This window comes from Stenotrophomonas maltophilia, assembly GCF_006974125.1.
Classification (GTDB): Bacteria; Pseudomonadota; Gammaproteobacteria; order Xanthomonadales; family Xanthomonadaceae; genus Stenotrophomonas; species Stenotrophomonas maltophilia_O.
The window spans coordinates 1,978,376-2,003,668 of sequence record NZ_CP037858.1 but is presented as its reverse complement, the minus strand read 5'-3'; the positions used below and the strand labels follow the sequence as shown (position 1 = coordinate 2,003,668).

Annotated in this window: 22 protein-coding genes; 13 read left to right on the top strand and 9 right to left on the bottom strand. The window is 67.6% G+C overall.

The window, feature by feature from the left end; genetic code table 11:
• Positions 1–8: 8 nt before the first annotated feature.
• Entirely contained in the window at positions 9–542 is a 534-nt protein-coding gene (locus tag EZ304_RS09085; RefSeq protein WP_142806857.1) for a hypothetical protein, read from the bottom strand.
• Positions 543–668: 126 nt separating this feature from the next.
• On the opposite strand from EZ304_RS09085, the gene EZ304_RS09080 reads away from it, so the two are divergent.
• Positions 669–1,265, top strand: a complete 597-nt coding sequence (locus tag EZ304_RS09080) for an NAD(P)H-dependent oxidoreductase (RefSeq protein ID WP_142806856.1) — start codon at positions 669–671, stop codon at positions 1,263–1,265.
• Between the two features lie 16 nt (positions 1,266–1,281).
• Positions 1,282–1,875, top strand: coding sequence for a TetR/AcrR family transcriptional regulator (locus tag EZ304_RS09075; protein ID WP_099554441.1), 594 nt, complete (start codon positions 1,282–1,284; stop codon positions 1,873–1,875).
• Positions 1,876–1,881: 6 nt separating this feature from the next.
• On the opposite strand, the gene EZ304_RS09070 is transcribed toward EZ304_RS09075, so the two are convergent.
• The gene (locus EZ304_RS09070) at positions 1,882–2,676 is read right to left on the bottom strand and encodes a D-alanyl-D-alanine carboxypeptidase family protein (RefSeq protein WP_142806855.1); all 795 of its coding nucleotides are present in this window, start codon (positions 2,674–2,676) and stop codon (positions 1,882–1,884) included.
• A gap of 121 nt (positions 2,677–2,797) precedes the next feature.
• Between EZ304_RS09070 and EZ304_RS09065 the strand changes: the two genes are divergently transcribed.
• Complete coding sequence (locus EZ304_RS09065; RefSeq protein WP_142806854.1) at positions 2,798–4,345, top strand: alkaline phosphatase; 1,548 nt, start codon at positions 2,798–2,800, stop codon at positions 4,343–4,345.
• Here the strand turns inward: EZ304_RS09065 and EZ304_RS09060 are convergent.
• Positions 4,342–4,527 (bottom strand): hypothetical protein, encoded by a 186-nt coding sequence (locus tag EZ304_RS09060; RefSeq protein ID WP_142806853.1) that lies wholly within the window; start codon positions 4,525–4,527, stop codon positions 4,342–4,344. The two genes, EZ304_RS09065 and EZ304_RS09060, sit on opposite strands and share 4 nt — an antisense overlap.
• Positions 4,528–4,625: 98 nt before the next feature.
• On the opposite strand from EZ304_RS09060, the gene EZ304_RS09055 reads away from it, so the two are divergent.
• The 4 genes from EZ304_RS09055 to EZ304_RS09040 all read left to right on the top strand — a co-directional run bounded on the left by EZ304_RS09055 (position 4,626) and on the right by EZ304_RS09040 (position 8,767).
• Positions 4,626–5,531, top strand: a complete 906-nt coding sequence (locus EZ304_RS09055; protein ID WP_142806852.1) for a LysR substrate-binding domain-containing protein — start codon at positions 4,626–4,628, stop codon at positions 5,529–5,531.
• 89 nt (positions 5,532–5,620) lie between these two features.
• On the top strand, positions 5,621–6,310 hold the full coding sequence (locus tag EZ304_RS09050) for an HAD-IA family hydrolase (RefSeq protein ID WP_142806851.1): 690 nt from the start codon (positions 5,621–5,623) through the stop codon (positions 6,308–6,310).
• Positions 6,307–7,602, top strand: coding sequence for a DUF5690 family protein (locus EZ304_RS09045; protein ID WP_142806850.1), 1,296 nt, complete (start codon positions 6,307–6,309; stop codon positions 7,600–7,602). Before EZ304_RS09050 ends, EZ304_RS09045 begins: the two co-directional genes overlap by 4 nt.
• A 10-nt stretch (positions 7,603–7,612) precedes the next feature.
• The gene (locus EZ304_RS09040) at positions 7,613–8,767 is read left to right on the top strand and encodes a TIGR03364 family FAD-dependent oxidoreductase (RefSeq protein WP_260678405.1); all 1,155 of its coding nucleotides are present in this window, start codon (positions 7,613–7,615) and stop codon (positions 8,765–8,767) included.
• Positions 8,768–8,807: 40 nt separating this feature from the next.
• On the opposite strand, the gene phnF is transcribed toward EZ304_RS09040, so the two are convergent.
• Entirely contained in the window at positions 8,808–9,554 is a 747-nt protein-coding gene (gene phnF / locus EZ304_RS09035; protein ID WP_185959226.1) for a phosphonate metabolism transcriptional regulator PhnF, read from the bottom strand.
• 100 nt (positions 9,555–9,654) lie between these two features.
• On the opposite strand from phnF, the gene EZ304_RS09030 reads away from it, so the two are divergent.
• Positions 9,655–10,797: an alpha-D-ribose 1-methylphosphonate 5-triphosphate diphosphatase gene (locus EZ304_RS09030; protein WP_142806848.1), complete on the top strand. Its 1,143-nt coding sequence runs from the start codon at positions 9,655–9,657 to the stop codon at positions 10,795–10,797.
• 138 nt (positions 10,798–10,935) lie between these two features.
• On the top strand, positions 10,936–13,548 hold the full coding sequence (locus EZ304_RS09025) for a TonB-dependent receptor (protein WP_142806847.1): 2,613 nt from the start codon (positions 10,936–10,938) through the stop codon (positions 13,546–13,548).
• Between the two features lie 59 nt (positions 13,549–13,607).
• Here EZ304_RS09025 and EZ304_RS09020 read toward each other — a convergent pair whose 3' ends face one another.
• From EZ304_RS09020 to EZ304_RS09010, 3 genes are all read right to left on the bottom strand, one after another.
• Positions 13,608–14,324, bottom strand: a complete 717-nt coding sequence (locus tag EZ304_RS09020; RefSeq protein ID WP_142806846.1) for an ABC transporter substrate-binding protein — start codon at positions 14,322–14,324, stop codon at positions 13,608–13,610.
• Between the two features lie 62 nt (positions 14,325–14,386).
• Positions 14,387–15,910, bottom strand: coding sequence for a carotenoid oxygenase family protein (locus EZ304_RS09015; protein WP_142806845.1), 1,524 nt, complete (start codon positions 15,908–15,910; stop codon positions 14,387–14,389).
• A 26-nt stretch (positions 15,911–15,936) separates the two neighbouring features.
• Complete coding sequence (locus tag EZ304_RS09010) at positions 15,937–16,359, bottom strand: DUF2141 domain-containing protein (RefSeq protein WP_142806844.1); 423 nt, start codon at positions 16,357–16,359, stop codon at positions 15,937–15,939.
• Positions 16,360–16,520: 161 nt separating this feature from the next.
• Between EZ304_RS09010 and EZ304_RS09000 the strand changes: the two genes are divergently transcribed.
• The 3 genes from EZ304_RS09000 to EZ304_RS08990 are packed head-to-tail and all read left to right on the top strand — an operon-like array spanning position 16,521 to position 18,650.
• The gene (locus EZ304_RS09000; RefSeq protein WP_099554458.1) at positions 16,521–17,621 is read left to right on the top strand and encodes a sensor histidine kinase; all 1,101 of its coding nucleotides are present in this window, start codon (positions 16,521–16,523) and stop codon (positions 17,619–17,621) included.
• Positions 17,618–18,256: a response regulator transcription factor gene (locus EZ304_RS08995; RefSeq protein ID WP_142806843.1), complete on the top strand. Its 639-nt coding sequence runs from the start codon at positions 17,618–17,620 to the stop codon at positions 18,254–18,256. The genes EZ304_RS09000 and EZ304_RS08995 overlap by 4 nt, the downstream gene beginning before the upstream one ends.
• 22 nt (positions 18,257–18,278) lie before the next feature.
• Entirely contained in the window at positions 18,279–18,650 is a 372-nt protein-coding gene (locus tag EZ304_RS08990) for a VOC family protein (RefSeq protein WP_142806842.1), read from the top strand.
• A gap of 65 nt (positions 18,651–18,715) precedes the next feature.
• On the opposite strand, the gene EZ304_RS08985 is transcribed toward EZ304_RS08990, so the two are convergent.
• On the bottom strand, positions 18,716–19,555 hold the full coding sequence (locus EZ304_RS08985) for an arylamine N-acetyltransferase family protein (protein ID WP_142806841.1): 840 nt from the start codon (positions 19,553–19,555) through the stop codon (positions 18,716–18,718).
• A gap of 203 nt (positions 19,556–19,758) precedes the next feature.
• Between EZ304_RS08985 and EZ304_RS08980 the strand changes: the two genes are divergently transcribed.
• A complete protein-coding gene (locus tag EZ304_RS08980) occupies positions 19,759–22,296 on the top strand; it encodes a methyl-accepting chemotaxis protein (RefSeq protein ID WP_142806840.1) in 2,538 nt (845 codons plus the stop codon).
• A 77-nt stretch (positions 22,297–22,373) separates the two neighbouring features.
• Here the strand turns inward: EZ304_RS08980 and EZ304_RS08975 are convergent, their stop codons facing one another.
• Positions 22,374–24,896 (bottom strand): PepSY domain-containing protein, encoded by a 2,523-nt coding sequence (locus EZ304_RS08975; protein ID WP_142806839.1) that lies wholly within the window; start codon positions 24,894–24,896, stop codon positions 22,374–22,376.
• Between the last annotated feature and the right edge of the window lie 397 nt (positions 24,897–25,293).

Genomic DNA, 25,293 nt, shown 5'->3' with positions numbered 1-25,293 from the left:
CAATTGCGCTACAGGGTTTCCACTCCGCCCTTGGGCAGGATCACGCCCGGCTCCAGTGCCGGCAACAGCTGCCGGAGCATCGCTGGATTGTCGATCAGCCCGGCGCCATCAAGGTAGCGCCACTGCGATGTGCCGACGTGGCGCACGGCAACCATGAACGAGGTGCTGCGGATAGCGGTTTCGCGCACACGCAGCAGTGACTGCCGCGGTACGAAGCAGACTTCCTCGTCACCGGCGGCATAGGTGCGGCCGGGTACACCCGCTTCGTCGCTGATGACGACGACGCCCGCCTTGTGCAATGCCTTGACGGTATCGCGGGTCGACTGGGCGTAGGTCTCATCGCCACCGGCCAGACGTTTCAGGCTGGGATGCGTGCGGGCGATGATCACCTCGGCATCGCCCTGGGCGAATGCGGTCAACATCGCCTGTACGTCCTGGCGCAGGCCGGCCGATTCGGCCGGGGTGAGCTCGCCGGCCAGGGCAGGCGGTGCCGGGGTGGCCAGCAACAGGTACATCAATGAAGCAAGCAGGTATCGGCGCATCGTCGGGTATCTCACAGGCAACCTCGGCACTATACGGGGTGTGAAAACAGCGTCCCACCGGTGGTGCTGGTGTGCCGGGCATTGATACTTACCATTGGTAGGTAATGAATTCTGGAGCGCCCCTGCATGCATAGCCTCATCGTCACCGCCCATCCCGAACCCGGTTCGCTCACCCATGCCATCGCCCGGCGCATCGGGGAGGCCATCGCTGCGAGCGATGCCGGCAACACGGTGGCCCACGCCGACCTGATGGCCGAGGGTTTCGACCCGCGCTTCACCGCGCAGGACCAGGCGCTGTTCCGTGGCACCGGCGTGGTGCCGGCCGATGTGGCCGCCGAGCATGCACGGCTGGACGCCACCGACACGCTGGTGCTGGTCTATCCGCTGTACTGGTGGTCGTTCCCCGCGCTGCTGAAGGGATGGATCGATCGCGTGTTCACCCAGGGCTGGGCCTACCAGGATGGCGCCGATGGCAAGGTGCAGAAGAAGCTGCAGCGCCTGCGCGTGCACCTGGTCGGCGTCGGTGGTGTGGGCGCTGAGATGATCGAACGGCGCGGCTATGGTGCCGCAATGAAGACCCAGATCGACATGGGCATCTTCGACTACTGCGGTGCACGCATGCTGTCATCGCAACTGCTGCTCGACGCCGACAGTGGCGCTGCGCAGGCTCACCTGCAGACTGCGGTGGAAATCGGCCGTAAAATCGGTACTCCAATGGACTGATCGCCGTGTTCCGCCGATGCCTGCCAACGTCGCTCCCACGCGCCGCCGCCTGACCCGAGAGCAACGCGCCCGCCAGCTGCTGGAGGTGGCGTGGACGCTGGTCGGCGAGGAGGGCACCGATGCGTTGACGCTGGGGCGGCTGGCCGAAGCGGCGGGCGTGACCAAGCCGGTGGCCTACGACCACTTCGTGACCCGCAACGGCCTGCTGGCCGCGCTCTACGATGACTACGACGGACGGCAGACGGTGGTCTTCCACGAGCGTATCGGCCGCGCCAGGGCACAGCTGGCTGATCGTGCGGCCGCCATCGCCTCCGGTTACATCGACTGCATCCTCAGCCAGGGCAGTGAAGTGCAGGGCATCCTCGCCGCGCTGGTCGGCGCGCCGGAGCTGCATGAGGTGCGCCGGCGTTACCAGCAGGATTTCATCGACAACTGCGACGCCTGGCTGGGCACGTTCGCCGCTGACGGCTCGGTGCCGCTGGCGGGGCGTTGGGCGATTCTCGGTGCGGCCGAAGCCCTGTCCGAAGCCGTGGTTGCCGGGGCACTGGACAAGCGCGACGCCGAAGCCGAACTGCAGCGCCTGATCGTGGCTACGGTCAAGCGCCGCTGATCGGCTTCAGGCGTCGATGGTGGTGCCGGCCAGCGCAGCGAAACCGTCAGCCAGCAACTCACGTACCCGTGCATCGCGTGCCTCGCGGCTTTCAGAACCCAGGGCCACGGTGATCAGCCGCACCGGCTGCGCACGCCCGGGTACCGGCCGGCACGCGGTCGCCGCCAGGCAGAAGCCTGCAGCCCGGGTATAGCCGGTCTTCAATCCATCCACGCCGTCATCGCCCAGCAGGGCGTTCTGGTTGTTGCGGCTGAAGCTGCCATGTTCGAACGCGCGCTGCGCGGTGATCGCCAGGATCTGCGGATGATCGTTCAACAGGCAGGCGGCCAGCACCGCCATGTCACGCGCACTGGACGCATGGTGCGGCGTGGTGATGCCGGAGACGCTGGCGAACCAGGTGCTGCGCAGGCCGAGCTGGCGTGCGTGTCGGTTCATGCGCTCCAGGAACGCAGTCTGCGATCCGTCCAGGTGGCGCGCGATCGCCAGCGCCGCGTCATTGCCGGAGACGATCATCAACCCTTCCAGCAGGCGCGCGAGCGTGACCGTTTCGCCGGGTACCAGGCCCATGCGCGTTTCATCGTCGGCGACCGCATGCACGTCGTCGCCGGCAATGGTGACTTCGTCGCCCCACGAGCGCCCGCGCTCCTCGACACATTCGTAAGCCGCGTAGGCGGTCATCAGCTTGGTCAGTGAGGCCGGTTGCCTGGTGATGTCCGCGTTGTGCTGGTGAATCACCGCAAAGGTTGCCGCATCGAGGGTGATGGACGACAGCGGTGCACGCGCAGGAGCAGGAGACGGCATGGAAGCGACGATGGCAGTGGGGACTCTGGAGGATAGTGCGCGGCGGCTGCACGAAGCTGAAATATTGCAACGATATAACGTATCGTCATTGGGGGCCGCCGATGGCCCGACGGGACATCCGATGACTGCACGCATTCCATGCCGCTGGCTCCACTCCTCGCTGCTGCTTGTGCTGGCCGGGCTTGGCGGCTGCCAGCCCGCTCTGCGCGCCGAGGCCGTTCCCTCCGGTCAAGTCCGTCCGTACAACGTGATCGTGATGATCAATGACGGCGCGGGTTGGGGTACCTGGGATGCCGCTGCCTACTGGCAGTACGGCAGCCGCGAAGGCGCCCCCTATGCGGATTTCCCGCAGCGCCTGGCGGTGACCACCTTCCCGCTGAACGCCAGCAGCCAGCCGACCGGCGACACCGCGCAGACGCTTGGCTACGACGCCGGCAAGGCATGGGATGCCGAGCCGGTGCCGGCGCAGGACCTCCCCTTTGTCGGCTACCAGTACCTGGCGGCGGTGGCGACCGACAGCGCGGCGGCAGGCACCGCGTTGTCCTCGGGCATCAAGACCTACAACAACGCCATCAACTTCAACAACGATGGCCAACCCGTGGAGTTCAATACGCTGCGCGCCAAGCGCCTGGGCATGGCCACCGGCGTGGTCACCTCGGTGCCGTTCGCGCACGCCACACCCGCCGCATTCGCGGCGCAGAACGTATCGCGCAACAACTACCACGCCATCGCCCACCAGATGCTGGCGCAGGGTCACATGGACCTGGTGATGGGCACCGGCGGCCCGGGCTACAGTGTCGACGGCCGCGCCTGCAACGAAGGCACGGACGCCGCCAAGGCAGAGGGCTGCGCGAATCCATGGGAGTGGGTGTCGCAGCAGGATTGGCAGCAGCTGGAAGCGGGCAGCACCATCGGCGGCAATCCGTCCGGGCCGTGGCGCCTGATCCGCAGCAAGGAAGCGTTCGCCGCGCTCGCGCAGGGACGGCTGCCGGCCGACAGGCCGCTGATCGGTGTACCGCGCGTGGCCAACACACTGCAGCAGGCGCGCCAGCTGCAGGTGCTGGGCAAGGATGCAGCCACGCCTTCGGGAGTGAGGAAGATCGACAGCGTGCCCGATCTGGCGACCATGACCCGCGGCGCGCTGCAGTTCCTGCAGCAGCGTTCGCCCAAGGGGCTGTTCCTGATGGTGGAAGGCGGCGCCACCGACTGGGCGGCGCATACCAGCGCCTGTGGCACCGAATGGCATTACGGCCAGTGCAGTGAGCAGCCGCAGTACGGCCGGCTGATCGAGGAAACCGTGGAGTTCAATGACGCGGTGGCGGCGGTGGTCGACTGGATCGAGCGCAACGGTGGCTGGGAGCGCAACCTGTTGATCGTCACCACCGACCACGACAACAGCATGCCGATGGGCCCGGATGCACAGAACGTCGCTTTCGCGCCGGTACGCAACAACGGCCGTGGCCACATGCCCGGGATCAGCTTCCGTCCCACCGGCAACCATTCCAATGCACTGGTGCCGTTGTGGGCCAAGGGCGCCGGCGCGGAGCTGCTTGGAAAGCGCGTGCGGGGTGTCGATGCTGGTTATCGCCAGCATGTGCGCTGGAACGACGGCAGCTACATCGACAACACCGACGTGGCTGCCGCGGTGCAGGAAGCGCTGCAGCGTTAGGGGCGCGCCGGCTGCTGGCCGGCAGCTGCAGGCTTCCCGGTCGGCGAGGTTGCCGGCCAGCGGCCGGCACTACCGGGAATGCTGCCGGGCGGCGGTGTCGGGGACGGGCTGGCCAGCTGACGTGCCAGCTCGGCGCTGGCCACGTGGCCCTGCAGGAACAACAAGCCGCCGAAGATGTTCATGAGCGTGCCTCCACTTGAGTGGATTGCACGATACGGGCAGCATGGACGGGCAAAAAGCTACATTTCCGCAAGCCTGCCTTGAGAGGAATTCAAGCCTGATGTCCCGCCCACCGCTCCATGCCCTGCAGGGCTTCGTGGCCGCCGCCCGGCTCGGCAACCTGTCGCGCGCGGCGGCGTCGATGAACCTGACCGTCAGCGCGCTCAGCCACCAGATGCGGCAGCTGGAAGAACGGCTCGGGCAGCCACTGCTCATCCGCCAGCCGCGTGGTGTCACCCTCACCCTTGAGGGGCAGCGCCTGCTCGACCAGGTGGGGCCGCACCTGGATGCGATCAATGAAGCCTTCCAGCCCTATGCCGCACGCGCCGAGCACGTGCTGACGATCAGCGCGGTGCCGTCGATGGCGTCGGCGTGGCTGGTGCCGCGCCTGGGTCACTTCGTGGCTGAGCACCCACAGATCGAAATCAACCTGCAGTCGAGTGAACGCCTGATTGATTTCGAGCGGCAGCGCCAGTTCGACGCCGCGCTGCGTCTGGGCAGCGGGCAATGGCCGGGCCTGGTGGTGGAGCCGCTGTTCGACGAGTGGCTGGTGCCGATGGCGAGCCCGGCACTGATCGAACGCATGGGAGGCGTCGACCGTGTGCCGTTGACCCGGTGGCCGCTGCTGGGTGATCCGGACGGGGCATGGGGCGCCTGGTTCGCGTTGAGCGGGCAGAGCCCGCCGTCGCGCTTCGTGGCGGTGCTGGATGATTCGGAGGCGCACCATCGCGCGGCTCTGGATGGCGTGGGCGTGGCCCTCGGCCGGGTGACGCGGGCGCGGCTGCTGCTGGATTCCGGCCAGCTGGTCGCACTGTCCAGCCAGCGCCTGAAGACCGACTGGCCGCATTGGCTGGTGTACCCGCAGCGCTCGGCCCGCCATCGGGGCTTCCTCGCGTTCCGCGACTGGCTGCATGCTCAGGCCGCCGAACACGTACGGCACATGGCAGCGCAGGGACCGACCGGCTAGACAGGTGCACCGGCCTGTCCGGGCGCTGTCATCAGGGCGTGGCCGGCCGCAGCGAAGCTGGGCACCTCCGCTCAACGCTGCCTGCCGCCATGCGCTACCGACTTGCCGTCCTTGATATCGCCGGAACCACCGTTGCCGACCCGGGCCTGGTCGCCCGTGCCTTCGCCGAAGCGATGGCCGCCGCCGGCCACGCCATCGAGGTGGAAGACGTGCGCCCGTTGATGGGCTACCCCAAACCGCAGGCGATCGCGCGGCTGCTGGGGACCGCGCTGGACGACCCGCGCGCGGCATCGATCCATACCGACTTTGTGGCACGCATGCTCGAGTGCTATCGCCATGCGCCGGGCATCGCACCGCTGCCGGGTGCCGAGGCGTTGTTCGACACGCTGCGCACGCACGGCATCCGCATCGGTCTGGATACCGGTTTCTCGCGCGACATCGCCGAGGTGATCATCGAACGACTCGGCTGGCACGATCGCATCGACGCGCTGGTGGCCAGCGATGAGGTGCCGGCGGGCCGCCCGGCGCCGCACATGATCCAGGCACTGATGCAGCGCACCGGTATCAACGATGCTGCGACGGTGGTGAAGGTGGGGGACACCGAAGTCGACATCAACGAAGGGCGCAATGCCGGTGTCGGCCTGAACGTGGCGGTCACCACTGGCGCGTTCACCCGTGCCGAACTGCTGCCGTACGGGCCGGACCACATCATCGATCATCTCGACCGCCTGCCGGCGCTGCTCGGGCTGGCACATTCCGGCACGGTCGCCGCTGCATGAACCGGACATCGCTGTGGGCGCGCCTGCAGGGGCATCCGCTGGCGCTGACCGTGTTCGCCGGCAGTGCCGCGCTGTCCACCTATGCGTGCATGTATGCCTTCCGCAAACCGTTTGCAGCCGCCTCGTTCGACAACCAGCATCTGTTCGGCGCCGACTACAAGGTGTGGCTGGTGGTGGCGCAGGTGCTGGGCTACATGTGCAGCAAGTTCATCGGCGTGCGGGTGATCGGTGAGCTGCGGGCGGAGCGCCGTGCCAGCCTGCTGCTGGGCCTGATAGGCATCTCCTGGCTGGCCCTGCTTGGCTTCGCGCTGGTGCCGGCACCCTGGAACATCCCGTTCCTGTTCCTCAACGGCCTGCCGCTGGGCATGGTCTGGGGCCTGGTGTTCAGCTATCTGGAAGGGCGACGGACCACCGAAGCGATGGGCGCGATCCTTGCCTCCAGCTTCATCATGGCCTCCGGCGTAGTGAAGTCGGTCGGCAAGTGGCTGCTGCTGCAGGGCGTGAGCGAGTTCTGGATGCCATTCCTGTGCGGACTGCTGTTCCTGCCGTTGCTGCTGGTGTCGGTGCGCATGCTCGAACGCATTCCCGCCCCGGATGCCGCCGACCTGCGCGAGCGCTCGCCACGCCTGCCGATGGACCGTGCGCAGCGTCGTGCCTTCGTGCGCCGCTTCCTGCCAGGGCTGGCGCTGATGATCCTGTGTTACGTGTGCCTGACCGTGGTCCGCGATTTCCGCGACAGCTTCGAAGCCGAGCTGTTCCGCGAGCTGGGCTACGGTGGCAGCGCCGGCGTGTTTGCCGCCATCGAAACGCCGGTGGCGTTCGCAGTGCTGGCACTGACCGCCGGCCTGACCTGGTTCCGCAACAACCTCAACGGGCTGATGGCGTTGCACGCGCTGATGTTCATTGGCCTGGCCACTGCAGGACTGAGCACGCTGGCGTTCCGCGAAGGCATGCTGCATCCGCTGGCGTGGCTGGGGCTGGTGGGCTTCGGCCTGTATCTGGCCTACGTACCGTTCAACTGCGTGTTCTTTGAACGCCTGATCGCCACTTTCAAGGTGGCCGGCAACGTCGGCTTCGTGATGTACCTGGCCGATGCCTTCGGCTACCTCGGCAGCGTGCTGGTCCTGCTCGGCCACGAGTTCTCCGGCCTGCAGCTGTCCTGGGTGCGCTTCTTCTCCAGTGCCGTGATCCATCTGTCGCTGCTGGGCGGTGCCTGCCTGCTGTTGTCCCTGCTGTACTTCCACCACAAGGCGCTGCGCCTGGCCCGCATGCCGGCACTCGCCTCCGTCTGAGTCCATCCCCATGAAGAACACAACCGCCCTGGTGGTCGGTGCCGGCATCGTCGGTCTGGCCGTGGCCCGCGCACTGGCCGTGCGTGGCTGCAAGGTCACCGTGCTGGAGCGCCATGAACGCGCTGTCGGTGCCTCCATCCGCAACTTCGGCATGGTCTGGCCGATCGGCGTGCCCAATGGCCCGCTGTATGAGCGCGCGCTGCGCTCACGGCAGATCTGGCAGGAGCTGATCGACACTGCCGGCCTCTGGCACGATCCCAGCGGCTCGTTGCATGTCGCCCATGCCGACGACGAATGGGCCGTGCTGCAGCAGTATGCGGCGGCCAATGCGCAGCTGCGCCCATGCCGCCTGCTGGATCGCAATGCGGCACTGGCGAAGTCGCCGGCACTGGTCGCGCGCGAGCTGCGTGGTGCGCTGTTCAATGCCGATGAACTGGTGGTCGATCCGCGCCAGGCGATCCGCGTGCTGCCGGACGTGCTGCATGAACAGCTCGGTGTGCAGTTCCATTGGCGCACACCGGTGACGGCGGTGGAGAGCGGTCGGGCGTGGTCTGGCAGCCGCCTGTTCGAGGCCGATCAAGTGTTCGTCTGCAGCGGTCCGGAGTTCGAACAGCTGTATCCCGAGCTGTACGCGGCGGCGCCACTGACCCGCTGCAAGCTGCAGATGCTGCGGCTGGCCGCACAGCCGTCCGGGTTCCGCCTGGGCGCTGCCCTCTGTGGCGGCCTGTCGCTGGTGCACTACGCTGGATTCCGCGAGGCCGCCGATGTCGCGCCGTTGCAGGCGCGCTACCAGGCCGAGCATGCCGATCTGATCGAGCTCGGCATCCACGTGATGGCCGCGCAGAACGGCCTGGGTGAAATCACCATTGGTGATTCGCATGCCTATGCACATACGCATGATCCGTTCGACGAGCACACCATCAACCAGAAGGTGCTCGACTACCTGTCCCGTTTCATGCAGGTACCCGACGCACGCATTGCACAGACCTGGCACGGTATCTATCCCAAGCTGCTGGATGGCAGCAGCGAATTCGTCGCCGAGCCGGCACCGGGCGTGACCATCGTCAACGCCATCGGCGGCGGTGGCCTGGGCATGACGCTCAGCTTCGGCCTGGCCGAAGAACTGGTGGACGGCCACTACACGGCACTGCGCCGCGCAGCGTGAGGCGCTGCACGCGGCGGGTGCAATGCCCGCCGCGCTTTTCCTAGAGGTCGCTGCTGACCATCAGCTGCACCCAGTCTCCGGCGAAGCAGGTGATGCCGAACTGCACCGGTTGCCCCTGCGGATCGACATTCAGCGAGTGCACGCACAGCACGGGCCGCCGCGTCGACTGTCCGAGTACACGCGCGACGCCGGCATCGGGCAGGCGAGCCATGACCGTGGTATGCCGGCGCAGGTAGTCGGTCACCCCGAAGGCGGCCAGCGTGCGGGTCACCGACGGCGTGCGAGCGAACACCTCGCCCAGCCCCGGAAAGCGGGCCGCTGGGAAATAGGCTTCGCTGTGGTCCACCGTGCGTCCTTCCACCTGGCTGGAATACACCACCCGATGCACACGTTCGCCGGCGATCAGGCCAAGTGCGCGCGCGACCTGCCGGCTCGGCACCTGCACCCGGCTATCGAGCAGGGTGTAGTGGCTTTCTACGTTCAGGTCATGCATGGCCCGGCCGAAGCGCGTGCGGCGGCTGATCGGGTAGTGGTACGGATGCTCCTGCACGAAGCTGCCGCGGCCGGTTTCCGTGCGCACATGGCCGCGCTCCTCCAGCGCCTCGATCGCACGCCGTACGGTGTGGCGGTTGACCGCGAAGCGCTTGGCCAGGACCTGCGCCGAGGGCAGCTGGTCGCCTTCCACCAGCTGCCGTTCGCGGATCTGCCGCAGCAGCGCCTGCTCGATCTGCTGCCACAGTGGCAGCGCCGAGTCGCGCGGCGTCGGGGCCGGGTCGGTCATGGTCATCAAACCTCCATCTGCGGCTGCTGGACTAGACAGGTGCACTGCACGTGAAGGCATATCAACGCATTGCGGTTGCAACGGCATGACACAGACGGTGGAATCCATGAGCGAACGCATTCTCGACAACCTGAAGCTGGTGCTGACCGACGAGGTCGTGCACGGCCATGTAGTGCTGGATGGGCCTGGCATCCGCGCCGTGGGGCAGGGGCGGGTGGGCCTGCCGGGTGCCGAAGACTGTGGCGGCGACTGGCTGATGCCGGGGTTTGTCGAGCTGCACACCGACAATCTGGAGAAGCACCTGGTGCCGCGCCCTGGCGTGGCATTTCCGGCTGGGGCGGCGGTGCAGGCGCACGATGCACAGCTGCTCGCGGCAGGCATCACTACCGCCTGCGATGCGTTGGCGGTGGGTGACGTGGAAGCCGACAGCGTGCGTGTGCGCACCCTGCAGGCAGCGCATGCAGCGTTGGTCGAGGCGCGCCGCGCCGGCGGCCTGCGCAGCGACCACTACCTGCACCTGCGTGCCGAGTTGCCGTATCCCGGGTTGCTGCCATTGCTGGAGCCCCTGCTGGATGACCCGGCGGTGCGCCTTCTGTCGCTGACCGATCACACCCCGGGGCAGCGCCAGTTCCGCAACCTGCAGCGCTATGCGGCCTACTACGGTTTGCCGACCGATACGAAGACAGGCTACCTGGACGACCTGCTGCAGGCGCGGCGTGCGCAGCAGGCACGCTATCGCCCTGCACACCTGCAACAGGTGTTGCAGTGGGTGCGCAGGCGCGGCCTGTACCTGGCCAGCCACGACGACACGGTGGCTGCGGATGTGGATGAAGCCGTGGCCTGTGGAGCGCGCATCTGCGAGTTCCCGACCACGCTGGAGGCCGCTGCGGCCGCACGTGCGGCCGGCCTGGTGATCGTCGCAGGTGCACCCAACCTGGTGCTGGGCGGCTCGCATTCCGGCAACGTGGCGGCGCTGGATCTGGCCCGCGCCGACTGCCTCGATGTGCTGTCCTCCGACTATGTGCCTGCCAGCCTGCTGCCGGCGTTGGGCGTGCTGTGCGCGCAGCTGGGCTGGAGCCTGCCACGTGCGGTGGCCACGGTCAGCCATGCACCGGCGCAGGCGCTGGGCCTGCAGGATCGCGGTCGCATCGGCGAAGGCCTGCGCGCCGATCTGCTGCGGGTGCGTGGATCCACGCCGGACTACGTGGCCGAGGTCTGGGTGGCCGGCCGTCGCATGCTGGCCCAGTAGCTGCCACGGCACGAACGCCTAGACAGCTGCCCCGACCTGCCTAGTGGATGCCGCCTGCGCTTCACCGCACTGATTGAAAGTGGCCGCCATCGCCGCTCCCGCCGGAGCGGTCCACTTTCCCTTGCCGCCGCCATCGCCATGTCCACACTGCCTTCGCGCCACCCGCTTACCCTGGGCCTGCTCGCCCTGCTGCATGCCCCGCTGGCCGCCCAGGCCGCCACTCCGGCCGCGACCGATACCGTGCCCGCCACCTCTGCCGTCGACCTGGATACCGTCACCGTGATCGGCAGCATCGTCAGTGGCGAGAAGATGGCGCTGGAGGCACAGCGCGAAGCCAGCCACCTGATGAACGTGGTCAGCGCCGACGGCATTGGCAAGCTGCCTGACCACAACGCGGCCGAGGCGGTGCAGCGGGTGCCGGGCGTGTCGATCGAGCGTGACCAGGGCGAAGGCCGCTTCGTCGCTGTGCGCGGCCTGCCGGCACAGTGGAACTCGACCACCCTCAACGGTGACCGTCTGCCGACTGCCGAAGAGGAAACGACCAGCCGTGCCACGGCATTCGATTTCTTTCCGACCGAGCTGATCGAGCGCATCGAAGTGAGCAAGACGCTCACGCCCGATCGTGAGGGCGATGCCATCGGTGGCCAGGTCAACTTCGTCACCCGCACCGCACCGACGCGCCGCACCTTCGCCGCCAGTGTGGCTGGCAACTACAACGACAAGGCCGTCGACACCGGCACCAGCGCCAACGTGCTGTACGGTGACCGCAGTGCCGATGGCCGCTTCGGCTTCCTGGTCAACGGTACCTACTGGAAGCGCCCGTGGGCGACCGACAACTTCGAGCCGCGCCGCAGTGCCGACGGCCTGGGCATCTACCGGCTTGAACTGCGTGACTACACCGGTGAGCGCACCACCCGCGGTGTCAACGGCGGCATGGAGTTCCTGCCGGCCGACGGGCATCGCCTGTACGTGCGTGGCCAGTATGGCGAGCTGAGCGACGATGAAACGCACTACAAGCACCGCTACCGCTTCGACAGGGACCGCGTCGAGCTGCAGAACATCCACAACGAGCTGATCACCGAGTTCAAGACCTTCGAGTTCGGTGGCCAGCACACCTTCGGTCGCGGCCAGGTGGACTGGAAACTGGCCACCGCCGAGAACGACTTCCGCTACGGCTGCATTCCCACCTGTGCCGACAATGCGTACTTCGTGGTCCAGTTCAACCAGGGCAAGGTCGGTTACCAGGGCCTGCAGGACCGTGGCTTGGGCCGCAACTCATACAACACCCTCGATGGCGGCAATGTTGCCGCCGACACCCCCGATACCCATCTGCCGCCGGGCTTCGCGATGGACCCGCGGAGGATGTCGCTGAGCGCGGTCGAGCTGTACCGGGTAGCGATCAGCGAGAAGGACAAGGCGGTTGCGCAGCTGGACTTCACCTTTGACGCGAGCGACACGCTGACCTGGAAGATGGGCGCCAAGTACCGCGACAAGCAGCGCCGCGCGCGCTTCTCCGACGAGTTCTACGCATGGAACACCGCCACCGGCGGCCCGGTGCCGGCCCTGGCGGACTTCCCGTTGATGGACCAGCCGGACCGCAGTGGCTACGACGTCGGCAATGGCCGTGACTACGCCCGCGATTTCTCGCAGGTGGTGCCGATGCAGGCCCTGGCCGAGTGGTACCGGCAGAACAAGCAGCATCTGGTGCTGGTACCGGGCGATTCGGCGCTGGTGGCCAACGGTGCAGCGCTGGGCCGCAACTTCGACGTGGCCGAGAAGCAGTACGCGACCTATGCGATGGCCACCTGGAAGCCGGACGAGCGCTGGGACGTGGTCGGCGGCGTGCGCCTGGAACATACCGCCACCGACGTGCGCGGGCTGGTGCTGGAGCGTGATGCCGATGGCAGCAGCGCGCTGGTGCCCAACCTGGGCCGCAAGCGCTATACCTCGGTGCTGCCGCAGCTCAACGTGCGCTTCTCACCACGCAGCGATCTCAACCTGCGGCTGGGCCTGACCCGCAGCTTTGCGCGGCCGAACTTCGGCGACATCAATCCGGGTGGCTCGTTCATGGAAGCCGATGGCACCCTCACCTCCGGCAACGCCAGCCTGGACCCGACCTATTCGGACAACCTGGACCTGATGGCCGAATGGTATGCCGGTCCGTTGGGCCTGCTGTCCGGCGGCGTGTTCTACAAGAACATCAGCAATCCGGTGTTCCAGAGCAGCAGCACCGGCAGTTTCAACGGCAACCCCAACGTCACCTTCTACCGGCCTGAGAATGGCGAAGACGCCAAGTTGTGGGGGGCCGAGTTCGCCTTCGTGCGCCGCTTCGATTTCCTGCCCGGCCTGTGGAGCAACTTCGGTGTCAACGCCAACCTGACCCTGATGGACTCGCGCATGCGCATTCCGGGTCGTAACGGCAACGTGCCGATCACCGGGCAGGCCGACCGCCTGTACAACGTTACCGTGTACTACGACGATGGCGCGTTCGCAGCCCGTCTGGCCACCAACCACAAGGGGGCCTACATCGAGTCGCATGGAGACAGCAGCATCACCGACGCATGGTACGGCGCCAACACCTCGGTCGACTTCAGCGCTTCCTATACCTTCGATCGCTGGACGGTATTCGCAGAGCTGAGCAATCTCACCAACGAGCCGTTGAAGTACTACCAGGGCAGCCCACAGCGCCCGCTGCAGGTGGAGTACTACGGCCGTCGTGCGCAGATCGGCCTGAAGTACCTGTTCCAGTAAGCCGTACCCACGTTCTGTAGCGTCGAGCTACGCTCGACTGCTTCTGCTCGACTCTACAATCATCGGACTAGGGTGACCGCCTGCCCGGCACGCGCGAACGCTTCTTCCAGCAACGGGCCTGCCTTGATCGCTTCCACTTCCTCGAACAGCGCCTGCAGCCCGTCGGCGGGGCGTGAGGCTGGCGCCGCCACGGCCTGCTGGATCGCGGTGAAACGGTCGGCCAGCACGCGATGGCCGGGATGCGTCTGCGCCCAGGCCACCAGCGGCTGGCGTACGCCGGCGGCGGCATCCAGGCGCTGCTGATCGAACAGGGTGATGGCCGCTGCCGAGGTATCCGCCCGCTCGATCGTGGCGTTGCGCAGTTCACGGCTCAGGAACAGGTCATAGGCCGCGCCACGCCCCACCGCGATGCGCAGCCCCTCGCGGTCGAGGTCGGCCACCTGCTGCGCGGGGCTGTCCTCGCGCACCAGATAGGTGCCTTCGATCTCCACATACGGAGCACTGAAGGCGATGCGGTCGGCGCGTGCCGGATCGATGGCCAGGAAGGCCAGGTCCCATCCGTCTTCGCCTGCCGCGGCGACCACCGCGGCTGCGGCCTCGTGGCAGGTGAAGCGTGCCTGCACCCCCATCCGCTGCGCCAATGCGGTAGCCAGTTCCAGCGAGGGGCCGCGCGGTGAGCGCGCATCGCCCTGTGCCAGCACCGGGTTGCCCAGGTTGATCGCCACGCGCAGGAAACCGTGCGGTGCCAGCGTACTTCGATGGTCGGCCAGGGACATGCAGGACTCCACGGGGCAGGGGAGACCCAGCTTGCCAACAACGGTGTCCGCGTGGCGTGGAGTCAGCCGCGCGCGGCAAAGGTGCCGTGGAAGCCCAGTGGCACCGCATACGGCAGCCAGGCCTGTGCCAGCGGGCCTTCATCCACATGGCGTGCATCCAGCACGGCCAGGCCGCTGCGCTTGTTGACCGGGTCGAGCAGGGTGCCGATCAGCCAGCCGTCATCGGCGTTGCGGCTGCCCGGACGCGGCACGAACACATGCTCTTCGGCCATGATGTCCGGCCCGTAGTTCCACAGCTGGCGGCGCCCGTGGGCGATGTCGAACGCGGCCACGGCGTTGAAGTACGGTGCAGTGGCCGTGCCGTCGATGGTCGGCGCATACAGCCGTGCGCCACGTGTTTTCGTCGAGCGCGGGTCGAACAATGGGAACTCCACCGCGCTGATGCCCAACGTCTCCCAGCGGGCCTGTCCACGACGCAGGTCCAGATGCAGCTCGACCAGGCTGGCGCCACTGTTGGCCGCATGTGCGCCGTCACCGGCCATCGCTTCCTTCATCGGCGAGCGTGCTTCGTTGATGTCGTCATGGCGTACTGCGCGCAGCACGATGCTGCCATCGTGGGTGAACGCGTCGCCGAAGTGGTAGATCGCCGCGAACGAGGCCTCGAACCATTGCGCCTTGTCCGGCGCATCCTTGGCGACCACCGCGATGCGCGCGGGGCGCTGCGGTGCGAACTGCATGCGCTCGAAGAAGCTGCCGCCGGTACCGGTGAAATCGAATGGCATCATCACGAACACCAGGTGCTGGTCGGTCATCGCGAAGGCATGCAGGTAGCCATGCTCGGGTGTTTCGATCACATTGGCGCTGCGTAGCCGGCCGTCCGCACCGATGTGCCAGACCAGCAGGCCATGGCCCCCCATCAGGCTGATCGAGCCGAAGTTCCAGAGGCTGCCGTCGCGATCGGTCAGCGGATGCGCCGAGAAAGGTAGCGCCGCCAGGTCCGGACGCCAGGTGACCGGGCCAATCGTCTGCAGCGAATCGGGGTCCACTTCGAACGCCGAACCGGATTCGCACAGGGCGAACAGGCGGCCATTGATCATCGCCACCGAGGTGTTGGCCACGTTGGCATCATCGTTGTTGCGTACCGCCAGCGCACCGGGAACGCTGGTGCCGGCAGCCGGATACTGGAAGCGGCCGGCCTTCTGTTCACGGGTGAATTTGGGCGTGGCGACCATGCGGCCGTGATGGGTCAGACTGCCATCACCATTGAAGCGCCAGCCATGCACCATGCCGTCGCCGTCGAACCAGTGGTCGTAGCGGAAGCCATCGCGCTCGGCCCAGGCCGGGCCATTGCGGTACAGCGTTCCAGCGAGGCCGACCGGCAGCCGGCCCTGCAGCTGCACGGTGGCCGGGCCCAGGCTCTCGCTGGTAACGCTGCGCCAGCCGAGCAGCCACGGGTGCTCCTGCAGGCCCTGCGCGAAACGGGCCGGGTCACCGGCGAAGGCGGGCGCGCTGCGCAGTGCGGTGGCGCCCAGGGCCAGGCAGGCGCTGCTGCTGAGCAGGGTACGGAGGAAGCGGCGACGGTCCATGCTGGCCTCGGGTCTGGATGCGGGAATCAGCGCAGGGTGATGTCGATGGCAGCACCGGCGGTCGGCACGTCGACGCGCGCCTCGTCGAAGGTCGGCTTGCGCATCACCTGCGGGTTGTTGCTGAAGCCGTAGCCTTCCACCGGCATGCCGACCAGGTTGGTGTCGAGCTTGCCGTTGTCGTTCTCGTCGTGGGTGAGCAGCACGGCGTAACTGCCGGCCGGCATGCCCTTGAACGTGAAGTGGGCGCTGTCGCCGCTGGGCGCCGCCTGCTGGGCCTGCACGGGCCTGGCCTTGCCGTCCCAGGCGGCAGCGCTGTCGACCAGCGCAACGCGCAGGGTGCCGGTCTGCACGCGGACGTCGTGCACGGTCACGGCCAGATCGGCGGCGTGGGCATTGCCGGCCAAGGCCAGGGCAGTCAGGGCGGTGCTGAGCAGGGCGGTGCGGATCATGGCGGTGGCTCCGGAAGTGGGTGGTGTGCTGCGGTGTGGAGCCAGTCTGCGCGGGGCGCGGTGCTGGGTTCAGGGCCAGTGGTCATCGATCCGACGTGCCAGAAGTCACTTTCTGCGCCGGACCCATTGCCGCCGGCGTGCGCGGCGGTCAGCATCTGGCCATGCCCAGCCTGTTCCGCCACCTGTTGCGTCCGCTCAGCCTCGCCGGGCTGGTTACCGTGCTGGTGGTGGGCCTGTCGTTCGGCGTGCACGGCGCCGGTGCCGGCCTCAGCCAGGCGTTGCTTGGCACGTTCCTGCTACTGTTCGTGGTGCACGGATGGGCGGCAATGCCGACCCGCGTGCGTGCATTCGCTGCGGTGCTGCAGACCGTGCTGGCGATCGCGCTGGTTGCCCTGCAGCCGCGCACCGGTACTGCCCCGGTGCTGCTGGTGGTGCTGGTCGCGCAGCTGGCCGAGCATTGGCCACCGCGCTTCGTGCTGGGTATTGCACTGCTGGCCAACCTCGCCATGTATCTCGTGCTGCGCCACAGTGGTTTCACCCAGCCGTTGCTGGTGGTGCTGCTGTATGGCGGTTTCCAGGCATTTGCTGCACTGACCGCACACTACGCGCGCAGCACTGCGTTGGCCCGCGATGATCTGGCCCGCGTCAATGCCGATCTCCTGGCGACACGTGCACTGCTGGCCGACAGTGCACGCGACGCCGAGCGCCTGCGCCTGGCCCGCGAACTGCACGATGTAGCCGGGCACAAGCTCACCGCGATGCGCTTGAACCTGCGCGCCCTTGCGGCCGACCCTGTGCTGGCCGGGCGCGAAGGGTTGGTGCTGGCGGAACAGTTGTCCGGCGAGTTGCTGGCCGACATCCGCCAGGTGGTGCAATCGATGCGCGATGATCGCGGCCTCGATCTGGCTACTGCGCTGCATGCGCTGGCCGCACCCTTCCCACGACCGAAGCTGCAGCTGCAGATCGGCCAGAGCGTGCGCGTGGTTGACCCGCTGATGGCAGAGACCGTGCTGCGGCTGGTGCAGGAAGCCCTGACCAACGCCGCCCGCCACGGCAATGCAGACACCGTGTGGCTGACGATCAGTGAAGAGGATTCCCAATTGCGTATCGATATCCGCGATGACGGCCAACGCGCCGAACGCATCCGCGAAGGCAATGGCATCGCCGGCATGCGCGAGCGCTTGGCGGCGGTACAGGGGCGTTTGGAGCTGGCGCGAACCGCGCAGGGCGGCATGCATCTGACCGCGCGGTTGCCGGCATGAGTGCCGCCATGATCCGGGTGGCGCTGGCCGATGACCAGGCGCTGGTCCGCGCCGGCCTGCGCGCGCTGCTGCAGGGGCTGGGCGTGGACGTGGTGCTGGAGGCCGAGGAGGGCCAGACGCTGCTGGACGCGTTGACTGCCCAGCGCGTGGATGTGGTGCTCAGTGACATCCGCATGCCCGGAATGGACGGCATCGAGGCAGTGCGACAGCTGCGCGCACGCGGTGACGCAACGCCATGGCTGCTGCTGACCACCTTCGATGAAAGTGACCTGCTGCTGCGGGCCAGCGAGGCCGGCGCACAGGGCTTCCTGCTCAAGGACGCCGCACCTGCGGACCTGCGCGAAGCGATCGAGCGCGTCGCCGCGGGTGAAACCCTGCTGCTGCCAGTCAGCACCGAGCCGGTGCGCGCCCGCTACCGCTTCCACGATGAAGCACCGCCCACCGATACCTTCGGGGAACGCGAAGTAGCGATCCTGCGCCTGCTGGCCGGGGGGTACAGCAACAAGGAGATCGCGCGCAGCCTGTTCCTGGCCGAGGGCACGGTGAAGAACTACGTGTCCGCCATACTCGACAAGCTGGGCACCCGCGACCGCACCCGCGCGGTGCTGAAGGCGATTACCCTGCGCATCATCTGAGTGGACCGAGCAAGGAGTGCCAGTGAACCCGATCCTGCATGTGGAAATCCCGGCCAGTGACCTGGACCGTGCCATCGCGTTCTACCAGCATTGGCTGCAGGTGGTCATGGATGAGCCGATCCTGCTGCACGATTGCCGGATGGCGTACCTGCCGTTCTCCGATGAGGCCGAGGGTGCCAGCATGGCGCTGGTGCACGGCGCGGACTACCGGCCCTCCGAGCAGGGCGCGCGCATCTACATCGGCGTGGATGACCTGGATGCCAGCCTCGCGCGCGCGCTGCAGGCAGGTGCCGAACTGCGCTTCGGCCCGGCCGATGCCGGCGACTGGCGCGTGGCCGAGATCCGCGACAGCGAAGGCAACCGGATTGCGTTGCAGGCGCGCGCAGCTCTGTAGAGCCGAGCCCACGCTCGGCTGCCGTTGGCCCAGCCGCTCCAGCTCAGCCGAGCATGGGCTCGGCTCTACAAGAGCGCGGCGCGGGAGCGCTGCAGCCAGTCATTGATGGCCGGGTCCAGCCGCGGGTCGTCCGGCAGCTGCATGCCGAAGCGCTGCTGCAGCACGTCACGCACATCACCCACATCATGCAGCGGGCGCTTGTCCGGCGCCTGCCCGGGGCGGTACTCGGTGTAATTGCCGCTGCCGATGGTACGGCGCCAGTCCGGCCCGGTCAGCGATGCGCGCAGCTGGCCGGGGAAACTGGAATCGGGATGGGTGCACACGTACCAGTTGCCCACCACGTTGTCGATCGGTGCCGGCGCCTGCAGGTCGAACCGATACATCGCCCGCCAGCCATCGTTGGACTCGGCCGACAGCACGAAATCACCCTCGTCGGGCAGGCGCTGCAGCAGATAGCGTTCGTGCGGCGTGGCCTGCGGCTGCGGATCATGCAGGCGCAGCGGCACGGTCGGGGTCAGGCTGCCGAAACCGGCATCCACCAGCCAGTCATCGCCATCCACCTGCACGCGTAGCAGCAGGTGGGTACGCGCGGTCAGTTCGCCGTCCTGTGCGGCCAGCAGCACACGTGCACTCAGTGGCTGCGCATCGAAGCCCAATGCCTGCAGCAGCGCCAGCAATCCGCCATTGAGTTCGAAGCAGTACCCGCCACGCCGGTCGTCAAGCAGCTTGCGTTGCACGCTGTCCAGGTCGATCGGCACCGCATCGCGCAGCAGGCAGCTGAGTGTCTCGAAGGGCAGCAGTGCGTTGTGGCGCTGCTGCAGCAGGGTCAGGCCGGCCAGAGTCCGCGGTGGCGGTGCTTCCAGCTGCAGGCGCTGCAGGTAGCGGGGGGCATCGAGCGTCGTCATGGAGGCACCGGGCGGGGGAGGGGCGTCCACTGTGCTCCCCAAACCGGGGTTGAGGTCAAGCGCGGCGGCCGTGTCATGCCTCCGTCGCCTGCACCCGGTACAAAGGCCGCGTCCACCAGCAACGGGGGGACGCAGGCGAAGAAAGCTCTAAAGTTGTCCTGAAGCCGGCCGATACAGGTGTGCCCTTCCGCCTGGAGTCTGTCATGTCGGCCGTTGTTCCCCACCTCCGGTCCCTGCGCACGCGCCTTGCCACGTTGCGCTCGGCGTCCCCCGGCCTGCTGCTGTGGCTGCAGCCACACCGGCTCAGCGTGGCCAACAAGCTCAAGGCGACCCTGTGGGTCTGTGGCCTGGGCCTGGTGGCGATCGCCGCTGTCTACGCATGGACTGGCCATGCCAACGCCCTGGCTGCGCGCAGCCAGGCCAGCTACCAGCGCGGCAGCGATCTGGCTGCCAGCCTGTCCACGCGGGTGGCCGAAGCGCGTCGCCTGCAGACCCAGTATGCACGCAGTTTCGATGATGCCGACCGCGCGCAGCTGTTGGCCACGCAGAAGGCGTTGCAGACTGATCTGCAGGCGCTGCGCGCGACGCCGATGGATGCTGGCCGGCGCAAGGCCCTGCAGGCGCTGACCGAAGCTGCCGACGCGTTCTCGCAGGGTGTGGCCGCCCTGTTCGAACGGGTCGACGAGATGGGCCGTGGTGATGCCGGCCTCGCCGCGCAGCTGCAGCAGGCCGCTGACACCCTCCAGGCGCAGGTGGATGTGCAGCAGCGGCCCGCGCTGGCGCTGTCCCTGCAGAAGATGCGAAGGCAGGAGGCGCTGCTGCTGCTCGACGGTGATTCCACCCACGCCGACCGCGCCAGCGAGGAAAAGCTGCCGTTCGATCTCGCGCTGGCGGGCCTGCCCGCGGATGAGCAGGACACCCTGCGCACCGGTATGGAGGTGTATCAGGCCGCATTGCTGGGGTATACCGCTGCCCGCGTCGGCCTGGATGTGGAAGCGCAGTCGCTGCTGGATACCGCTGCGGGCGTAGCGCCGGCGCTGGCCGCATTCCAGCAGGCACAGGTGGCGGCGCTGGCCAGGGCGCAGGCGCGGCAGCAGGCCGGCGCGCGCACGATGAGCGTGCTGTTCGCACTGACCCTGCTGCTGGTGGCAGGCGTGCTGATCACCAGCCTGGTGCTGGTGCTGCGTGCGGTGCGCCAGCCGATCCAGGACACCCTGCGTTTCGCCAGCGATATCGCCGACGACCGCCTCGACACCACTCTGCGCGTCTACAACGCCAACGATGAGATCGGCCAGCTGGCCCAGCGCCTGGTCGACATGCAGCAGCGCCTGCGCGCGCGCATCGAGACCGAGCGTGCCGTGGCCCGCGGCAACACCCGCGTGCGCCAGGCACTGGACAGCGCGCAGACCGGGCTGATGGTGATCGATGCGGAAGGGCAGGTCGCCTACGCCAATCCGGCGCTGTTGGAGCAGCTTGAACTCCGGCTTGAAGATCTGGTGGGGAACGATGCGGTACGCCTGCATCCGGCACTGGCCAACCTGGCCGGCGTGCGCCAGCGCGAGGAGCGCGAGATCGGTCATGCCGGCGTCCGCTACCAGCTGATCGCCAATGCCATCACCGACGAAGGGCATTTCCTCGGCGTGGCAGTGGAGTGGCGCAGCCGCGCGCTGGAAACGCTGCTGGAAACCGAAGTGGCAGCACTGGTCGACGCCGCCGTACATGGCGACCTGCACGGTCGCATCGCGCTGGAGGGAAAGCAGGGCTTTGTGCGTACGTTGTCGACCAGCATCAATCGCCTGCTGGCCACGTTCGAGACCAACCTCGGCGATCTGCAGGCACTTCTGGCGGCGCTGGCGCGCGGCGACCTCAGCGTGCGCATGGAAGGTGAGCTGCAGGGCGTGTTCGCACGCATGCGCGACGATGCCAACGCCACCGTCGCGCAACTGGGCCGCATCGTCACCCGCATCCAGCAGGCGACGTCCAGCCTCGACACCGGTGTCGGTGAGATCGTTGCCGGTCACCATGATCTGTCGCAGCGCACCGAACAGCAGGCGGCCAACCTGGAAGAGACGGCAGCGTCGATGCACGAGCTGACCGACACCGTTGGCCGCAATGCCGATGCCGCGGGCCGTGCCGACGTGCTGGTCAAGGGCGCGGCGGCAGTGGCCCAGCGCGGTGGCGAGGCCGTTGGCCAGGTGGTCGCGACCATGCATGGCATCAGCGAGGCCTCGCGGCGGATCGGCGACATCACCCAGCTGATCGATGGCATCGCCTTCCAGACCAACATCCTCGCGCTGAATGCTGCGGTGGAAGCGGCGCGTGCGGGTGAGCAGGGTCGCAGCTTCGCTGTGGTGGCCGCGGAAGTGCGCCTGCTGGCACAACGCAGCGCGGAGGCGGCCAAGCAGATCAAGGGCCTGATCGAGGATTCGGTGGCGCGTGTGGGCCAGGGCAACCAGCAGGCCGAACAGGCCGGCACCACGATGGGCGAGATTGTCGGCAGCGTGCAGCAGCTTGCGGATCTGCTGACAGGTATCCGCAGCGCGTCGCAGGACCAGCATGCCGGCATCGCCCAGGTGAACCAGACCATCGTGCAGATGGAGGCCAGTACCCAGCGCAACGCCAGCCTGGTGGAAGAGGCTGGTGCCTCCACCGCGCAGATGCAGGCGCAGGTACACGCGCTGGCCGAAGCGGTGGGTGCGTTCCGGTTGCAGCCGGTGCCGCTGGCGCGCGCTGCGGCCTGATCCTGCTCCGGTAGTGCCGGCCGCTGGCCGGCACGCCCCTGGTCATGCCGGCCAGCGGCCGGCACTACCCTTGTGACTCAATACACGTCGCGGCGGTAGCGCCCGTTCTCCAGCAGCGTTTCCACAGCTTCATCGCCCAGCGCAGCGCGCAGCACGTGGTCCACGCCTTCGGCCATGCCCTGCAGCGAGCCGCAGACATGAATCACCGCGCCGCGCTGCATCCATCCGCGCAGCGCGTCTGCGGCTGCATGCAGGCGATCCTGCACGTAACCACCTTCGCCATCGCGCGAGAACGCCAGGTCCACCCGCGCGAGATGGCCATCGGCCTGCCACGCTTCGATCTCATCGGCGAACAGGAAGTCGTGCGCGCGCTGGCGTTCGCCGAACAGCAGCCAGTGCCCGTGCTCACCTGCATGCGCGGCTTCGCGCAACAGGCTGCGCAGGCCCGCGATGCCGGTGCCGTTGCCGATCAATACCATGGGTGCACCGGTCACTCGATGGAAACCGGGATTGCGATGCACGCGGGAGGCGATGCTGGCGCCTATTGGCGCATGCAGTGACAGCCAGCCCGAGCCCAGGCCGGTGCGTCCGGCTTCGTCATGGACCAGCCGTACCACCAGTTCCACCACTTCATCATTCGTGGAGGAGGCGATGGAGTATTCGCGCCCGGGCAGCGTTGGCAATCCGGACAACCACAGGCAGGCATCCTGCACCGCCAGCGCGGCGTCGGCCTCGGGCAGCTCGCGTTCACTGGCCAGCGCCAGCAGGGTGCGTGGGTGACCGTCCACCAGCAGCGGCTGCAGCGGATCCAACCCCTGTGCTTTCAGCACCGCGCTGGCGTGCCGCGCGTTGTGCCGGGGCGCGATATGCAGGATGTCGCCCGCCTGCCACTGCACATCGGCCGGTGGCGCAAGACGGATGCGCCAGATGGCACCGCCCATGCTGCCCGGGTTGAGCCGGTCGCGGCCGAGCAGTCGCCATTCATGCATCCGCGTGGCCGCCGGCAGCACGCTGTCATCGGTGACGATGCCGGTCAGCGCGCCCAGCTGCAGCTGCCATTGGCGCAGGGCCGCTACCGAGGCGGCATCGACTTCGATGCGCTCGAACAGCGCACGCGCACCGTTGCTCAGCAGCCAGCCATCGAATTGGCGGCCAAAGCCGCAGTAATGCGGGTATTGGCGGTCACCGAGGGCGAGCAGGCCGAACTGCAGGCCCGACAGATCGGACGCTTGTGCCAGCAGCCGTCGCGCAGCGCCCCGCGCCGCATCCGGAGGTTCGCCATCGCCAAAGGTGCTCAGCACGAACAATGCCTGGGCAGTACGCGCGAGCTGCGTGGCATCGACCCGGGCCAATGGCAGTACCTGCACAGCATGGCCCGCGGCCTGCAGCTGCGCGGCAGCACGCCAGGCCAGCTGTTCGCCCAGCCCGCTCTGGCTGGCATGCACCACCAGCCACGGCGTGCCACCGCCATCGGCAGGCGTTGCTGGCAGCGACTGGCGCAGGCCACGCGCGGCGCGCTGACTACGGCGGCGGTCCAGGTAGAGCATCCAGCCGGTGATGAAGAACAGGCTCATGCCCAAACTGCTGAGCATCACCACGACACGCCCGGGCACGCCGAAGTAGCTGCCCGAGTGCAGCGCGAACACGCTGGTGGCCAGCTGCGCGCCGGCGCCCTGGCGCGCGTAGGGGCGGGCATCGAGCGTGGCACCCGTGCCCGGGTCGAGCTGCAGCAGATCATGCGCGCGGTCATGCTGGCCGCCGCGCTGCGACGGATCACCGGCCATCACGCGTACATTCAGTGCCTGCCCGGGCTTCTCCGGCAGGCGCAGGTCGATGTAGCCGGTGCGCACGCCGGGCAGTGCATACAGCGTGGCTTCGATGCGCTCCAGGTTCAGGGCGGTGTCGGTGGCGACCTTGTGCTTGGCGGCTGGTGCGACGCCCAACAGGGTGTTGGCGGCACTGCGATACCAGTCGAAGGACCACCACAGGCCGGTCAGTGCACTCATCAGGTAGATCAGCAGCACCCAGGTGCCGACCACCGAGTGCAGGCTCCACAGGAAGCCACGGCCGCTGCGTTTCCATTCCACCGCCAGCCAGCTGCGCCAGTGCCACCAGCGTCGCGGCCAGCGCAGATAGAGCCCGGACAGGGTGAAGAACAGCAGGGCGATGGCGCAGCTGCCGGTGATCCATTTACCGCGCTCGCCGGCGGCGAGGTGGCGATGCAGGTCCTCGACGAAATCGAAGAACGCCTGCCCACGCAGGGCGCTGAATCGCTCGCCGCTGTACGGATCGAAGTAGACCCAGTGTTCCTTGCCGCCGGCGAAGCGTGCCACCGAGGGCCGCTGCCCGGTGGCATCCACGCGCAGGCGCTGCAGGGGGCGATCACTGCCGGCCTGCAGCAGCGGCACCAGTTCGCTGAGTTCAAGCGGAAGCTGGCCGTCGGCATGGTGCTTGGCGATCTCGGCGAAGCCGGGATTGGCCGCGCGCAGCAGTTCATCCTCGAAGGACAGCATGGCGCCGCTGAGGCCCATCACGGCCAGTACGGCACCGGCGGTGATGCCCAGCAGCCAGTGCAGTTGGAACAGGACGTTCTTGAACATCGAAGGAGGAGGGCCCGGAAGGCTGCCGCCCGCATCCTGCGCAACAGCAAATGAGAATTAGTCGCGGAATTCTCCGTGGCGCCCCGGCTGCGGTCAAGCAGGGGGTATCGGCCGGGCGGCGCCCGGCACCCGCGGTAGTGCCGGCCGCTGGCCGGCAACCTCAGAAGCAACAGCCGAAGCAAAAGCGGGTTTCCTGTGGGGAGGCGAGGTGGGTCCGGTTGCGGGGGACGCCGCAAATACGTCCCTGTAGGCTCGGTCGCGCCATCCATGGCGCTCACGCCCCCGCAACCGGACCCACCCCGCCTTCGACAGATTTCCGCGATCTGTAGATCCACGCCATGCGTGGATGCTCCTCGTTCAATTGCCGAAGTATTCGATTTCGATGGAAATTCATCCA

Coding starts and splice junctions, on each gene's coding strand:
- EZ304_RS09085 (WP_142806857.1), bottom strand. CDS start 542: ATGCGCCGATACCTGCTTGCTTCATTGATGTACCTGTTGCTGGCCACC.
- EZ304_RS09020 (WP_142806846.1), bottom strand. CDS start 14,324: ATGTCCCTGGCCGACCATCGAAGTACGCTGGCACCGCACGGTTTCCTG.
- EZ304_RS09080 (WP_142806856.1), top strand. CDS start 669: ATGCATAGCCTCATCGTCACCGCCCATCCCGAACCCGGTTCGCTCACC.
- EZ304_RS09045 (WP_142806850.1), top strand. CDS start 6,307: ATGAACCGGACATCGCTGTGGGCGCGCCTGCAGGGGCATCCGCTGGCG.
- EZ304_RS08995 (WP_142806843.1), top strand. CDS start 17,618: ATGAGTGCCGCCATGATCCGGGTGGCGCTGGCCGATGACCAGGCGCTG.
- EZ304_RS09015 (WP_142806845.1), bottom strand. CDS start 15,910: ATGGACCGTCGCCGCTTCCTCCGTACCCTGCTCAGCAGCAGCGCCTGC.
- EZ304_RS09040 (WP_260678405.1), top strand. CDS start 7,613: ATGAAGAACACAACCGCCCTGGTGGTCGGTGCCGGCATCGTCGGTCTG.
- EZ304_RS09050 (WP_142806851.1), top strand. CDS start 5,621: ATGCGCTACCGACTTGCCGTCCTTGATATCGCCGGAACCACCGTTGCC.
- EZ304_RS09065 (WP_142806854.1), top strand. CDS start 2,798: ATGACTGCACGCATTCCATGCCGCTGGCTCCACTCCTCGCTGCTGCTT.
- EZ304_RS09060 (WP_142806853.1), bottom strand. CDS start 4,527: ATGAACATCTTCGGCGGCTTGTTGTTCCTGCAGGGCCACGTGGCCAGC.
- EZ304_RS09055 (WP_142806852.1), top strand. CDS start 4,626: ATGTCCCGCCCACCGCTCCATGCCCTGCAGGGCTTCGTGGCCGCCGCC.
- EZ304_RS09030 (WP_142806848.1), top strand. CDS start 9,655: ATGAGCGAACGCATTCTCGACAACCTGAAGCTGGTGCTGACCGACGAG.
- EZ304_RS08985 (WP_142806841.1), bottom strand. CDS start 19,555: ATGACGACGCTCGATGCCCCCCGCTACCTGCAGCGCCTGCAGCTGGAA.
- EZ304_RS09025 (WP_142806847.1), top strand. CDS start 10,936: ATGTCCACACTGCCTTCGCGCCACCCGCTTACCCTGGGCCTGCTCGCC.
- EZ304_RS08980 (WP_142806840.1), top strand. CDS start 19,759: ATGTCGGCCGTTGTTCCCCACCTCCGGTCCCTGCGCACGCGCCTTGCC.
- EZ304_RS08975 (WP_142806839.1), bottom strand. CDS start 24,896: ATGTTCAAGAACGTCCTGTTCCAACTGCACTGGCTGCTGGGCATCACC.
- EZ304_RS09000 (WP_099554458.1), top strand. CDS start 16,521: ATGCCCAGCCTGTTCCGCCACCTGTTGCGTCCGCTCAGCCTCGCCGGG.
- phnF (WP_185959226.1), bottom strand. CDS start 9,554: ATGACCATGACCGACCCGGCCCCGACGCCGCGCGACTCGGCGCTGCCA.
- EZ304_RS09070 (WP_142806855.1), bottom strand. CDS start 2,676: ATGCCGTCTCCTGCTCCTGCGCGTGCACCGCTGTCGTCCATCACCCTC.
- EZ304_RS09075 (WP_099554441.1), top strand. CDS start 1,282: ATGCCTGCCAACGTCGCTCCCACGCGCCGCCGCCTGACCCGAGAGCAA.
- EZ304_RS09010 (WP_142806844.1), bottom strand. CDS start 16,359: ATGATCCGCACCGCCCTGCTCAGCACCGCCCTGACTGCCCTGGCCTTG.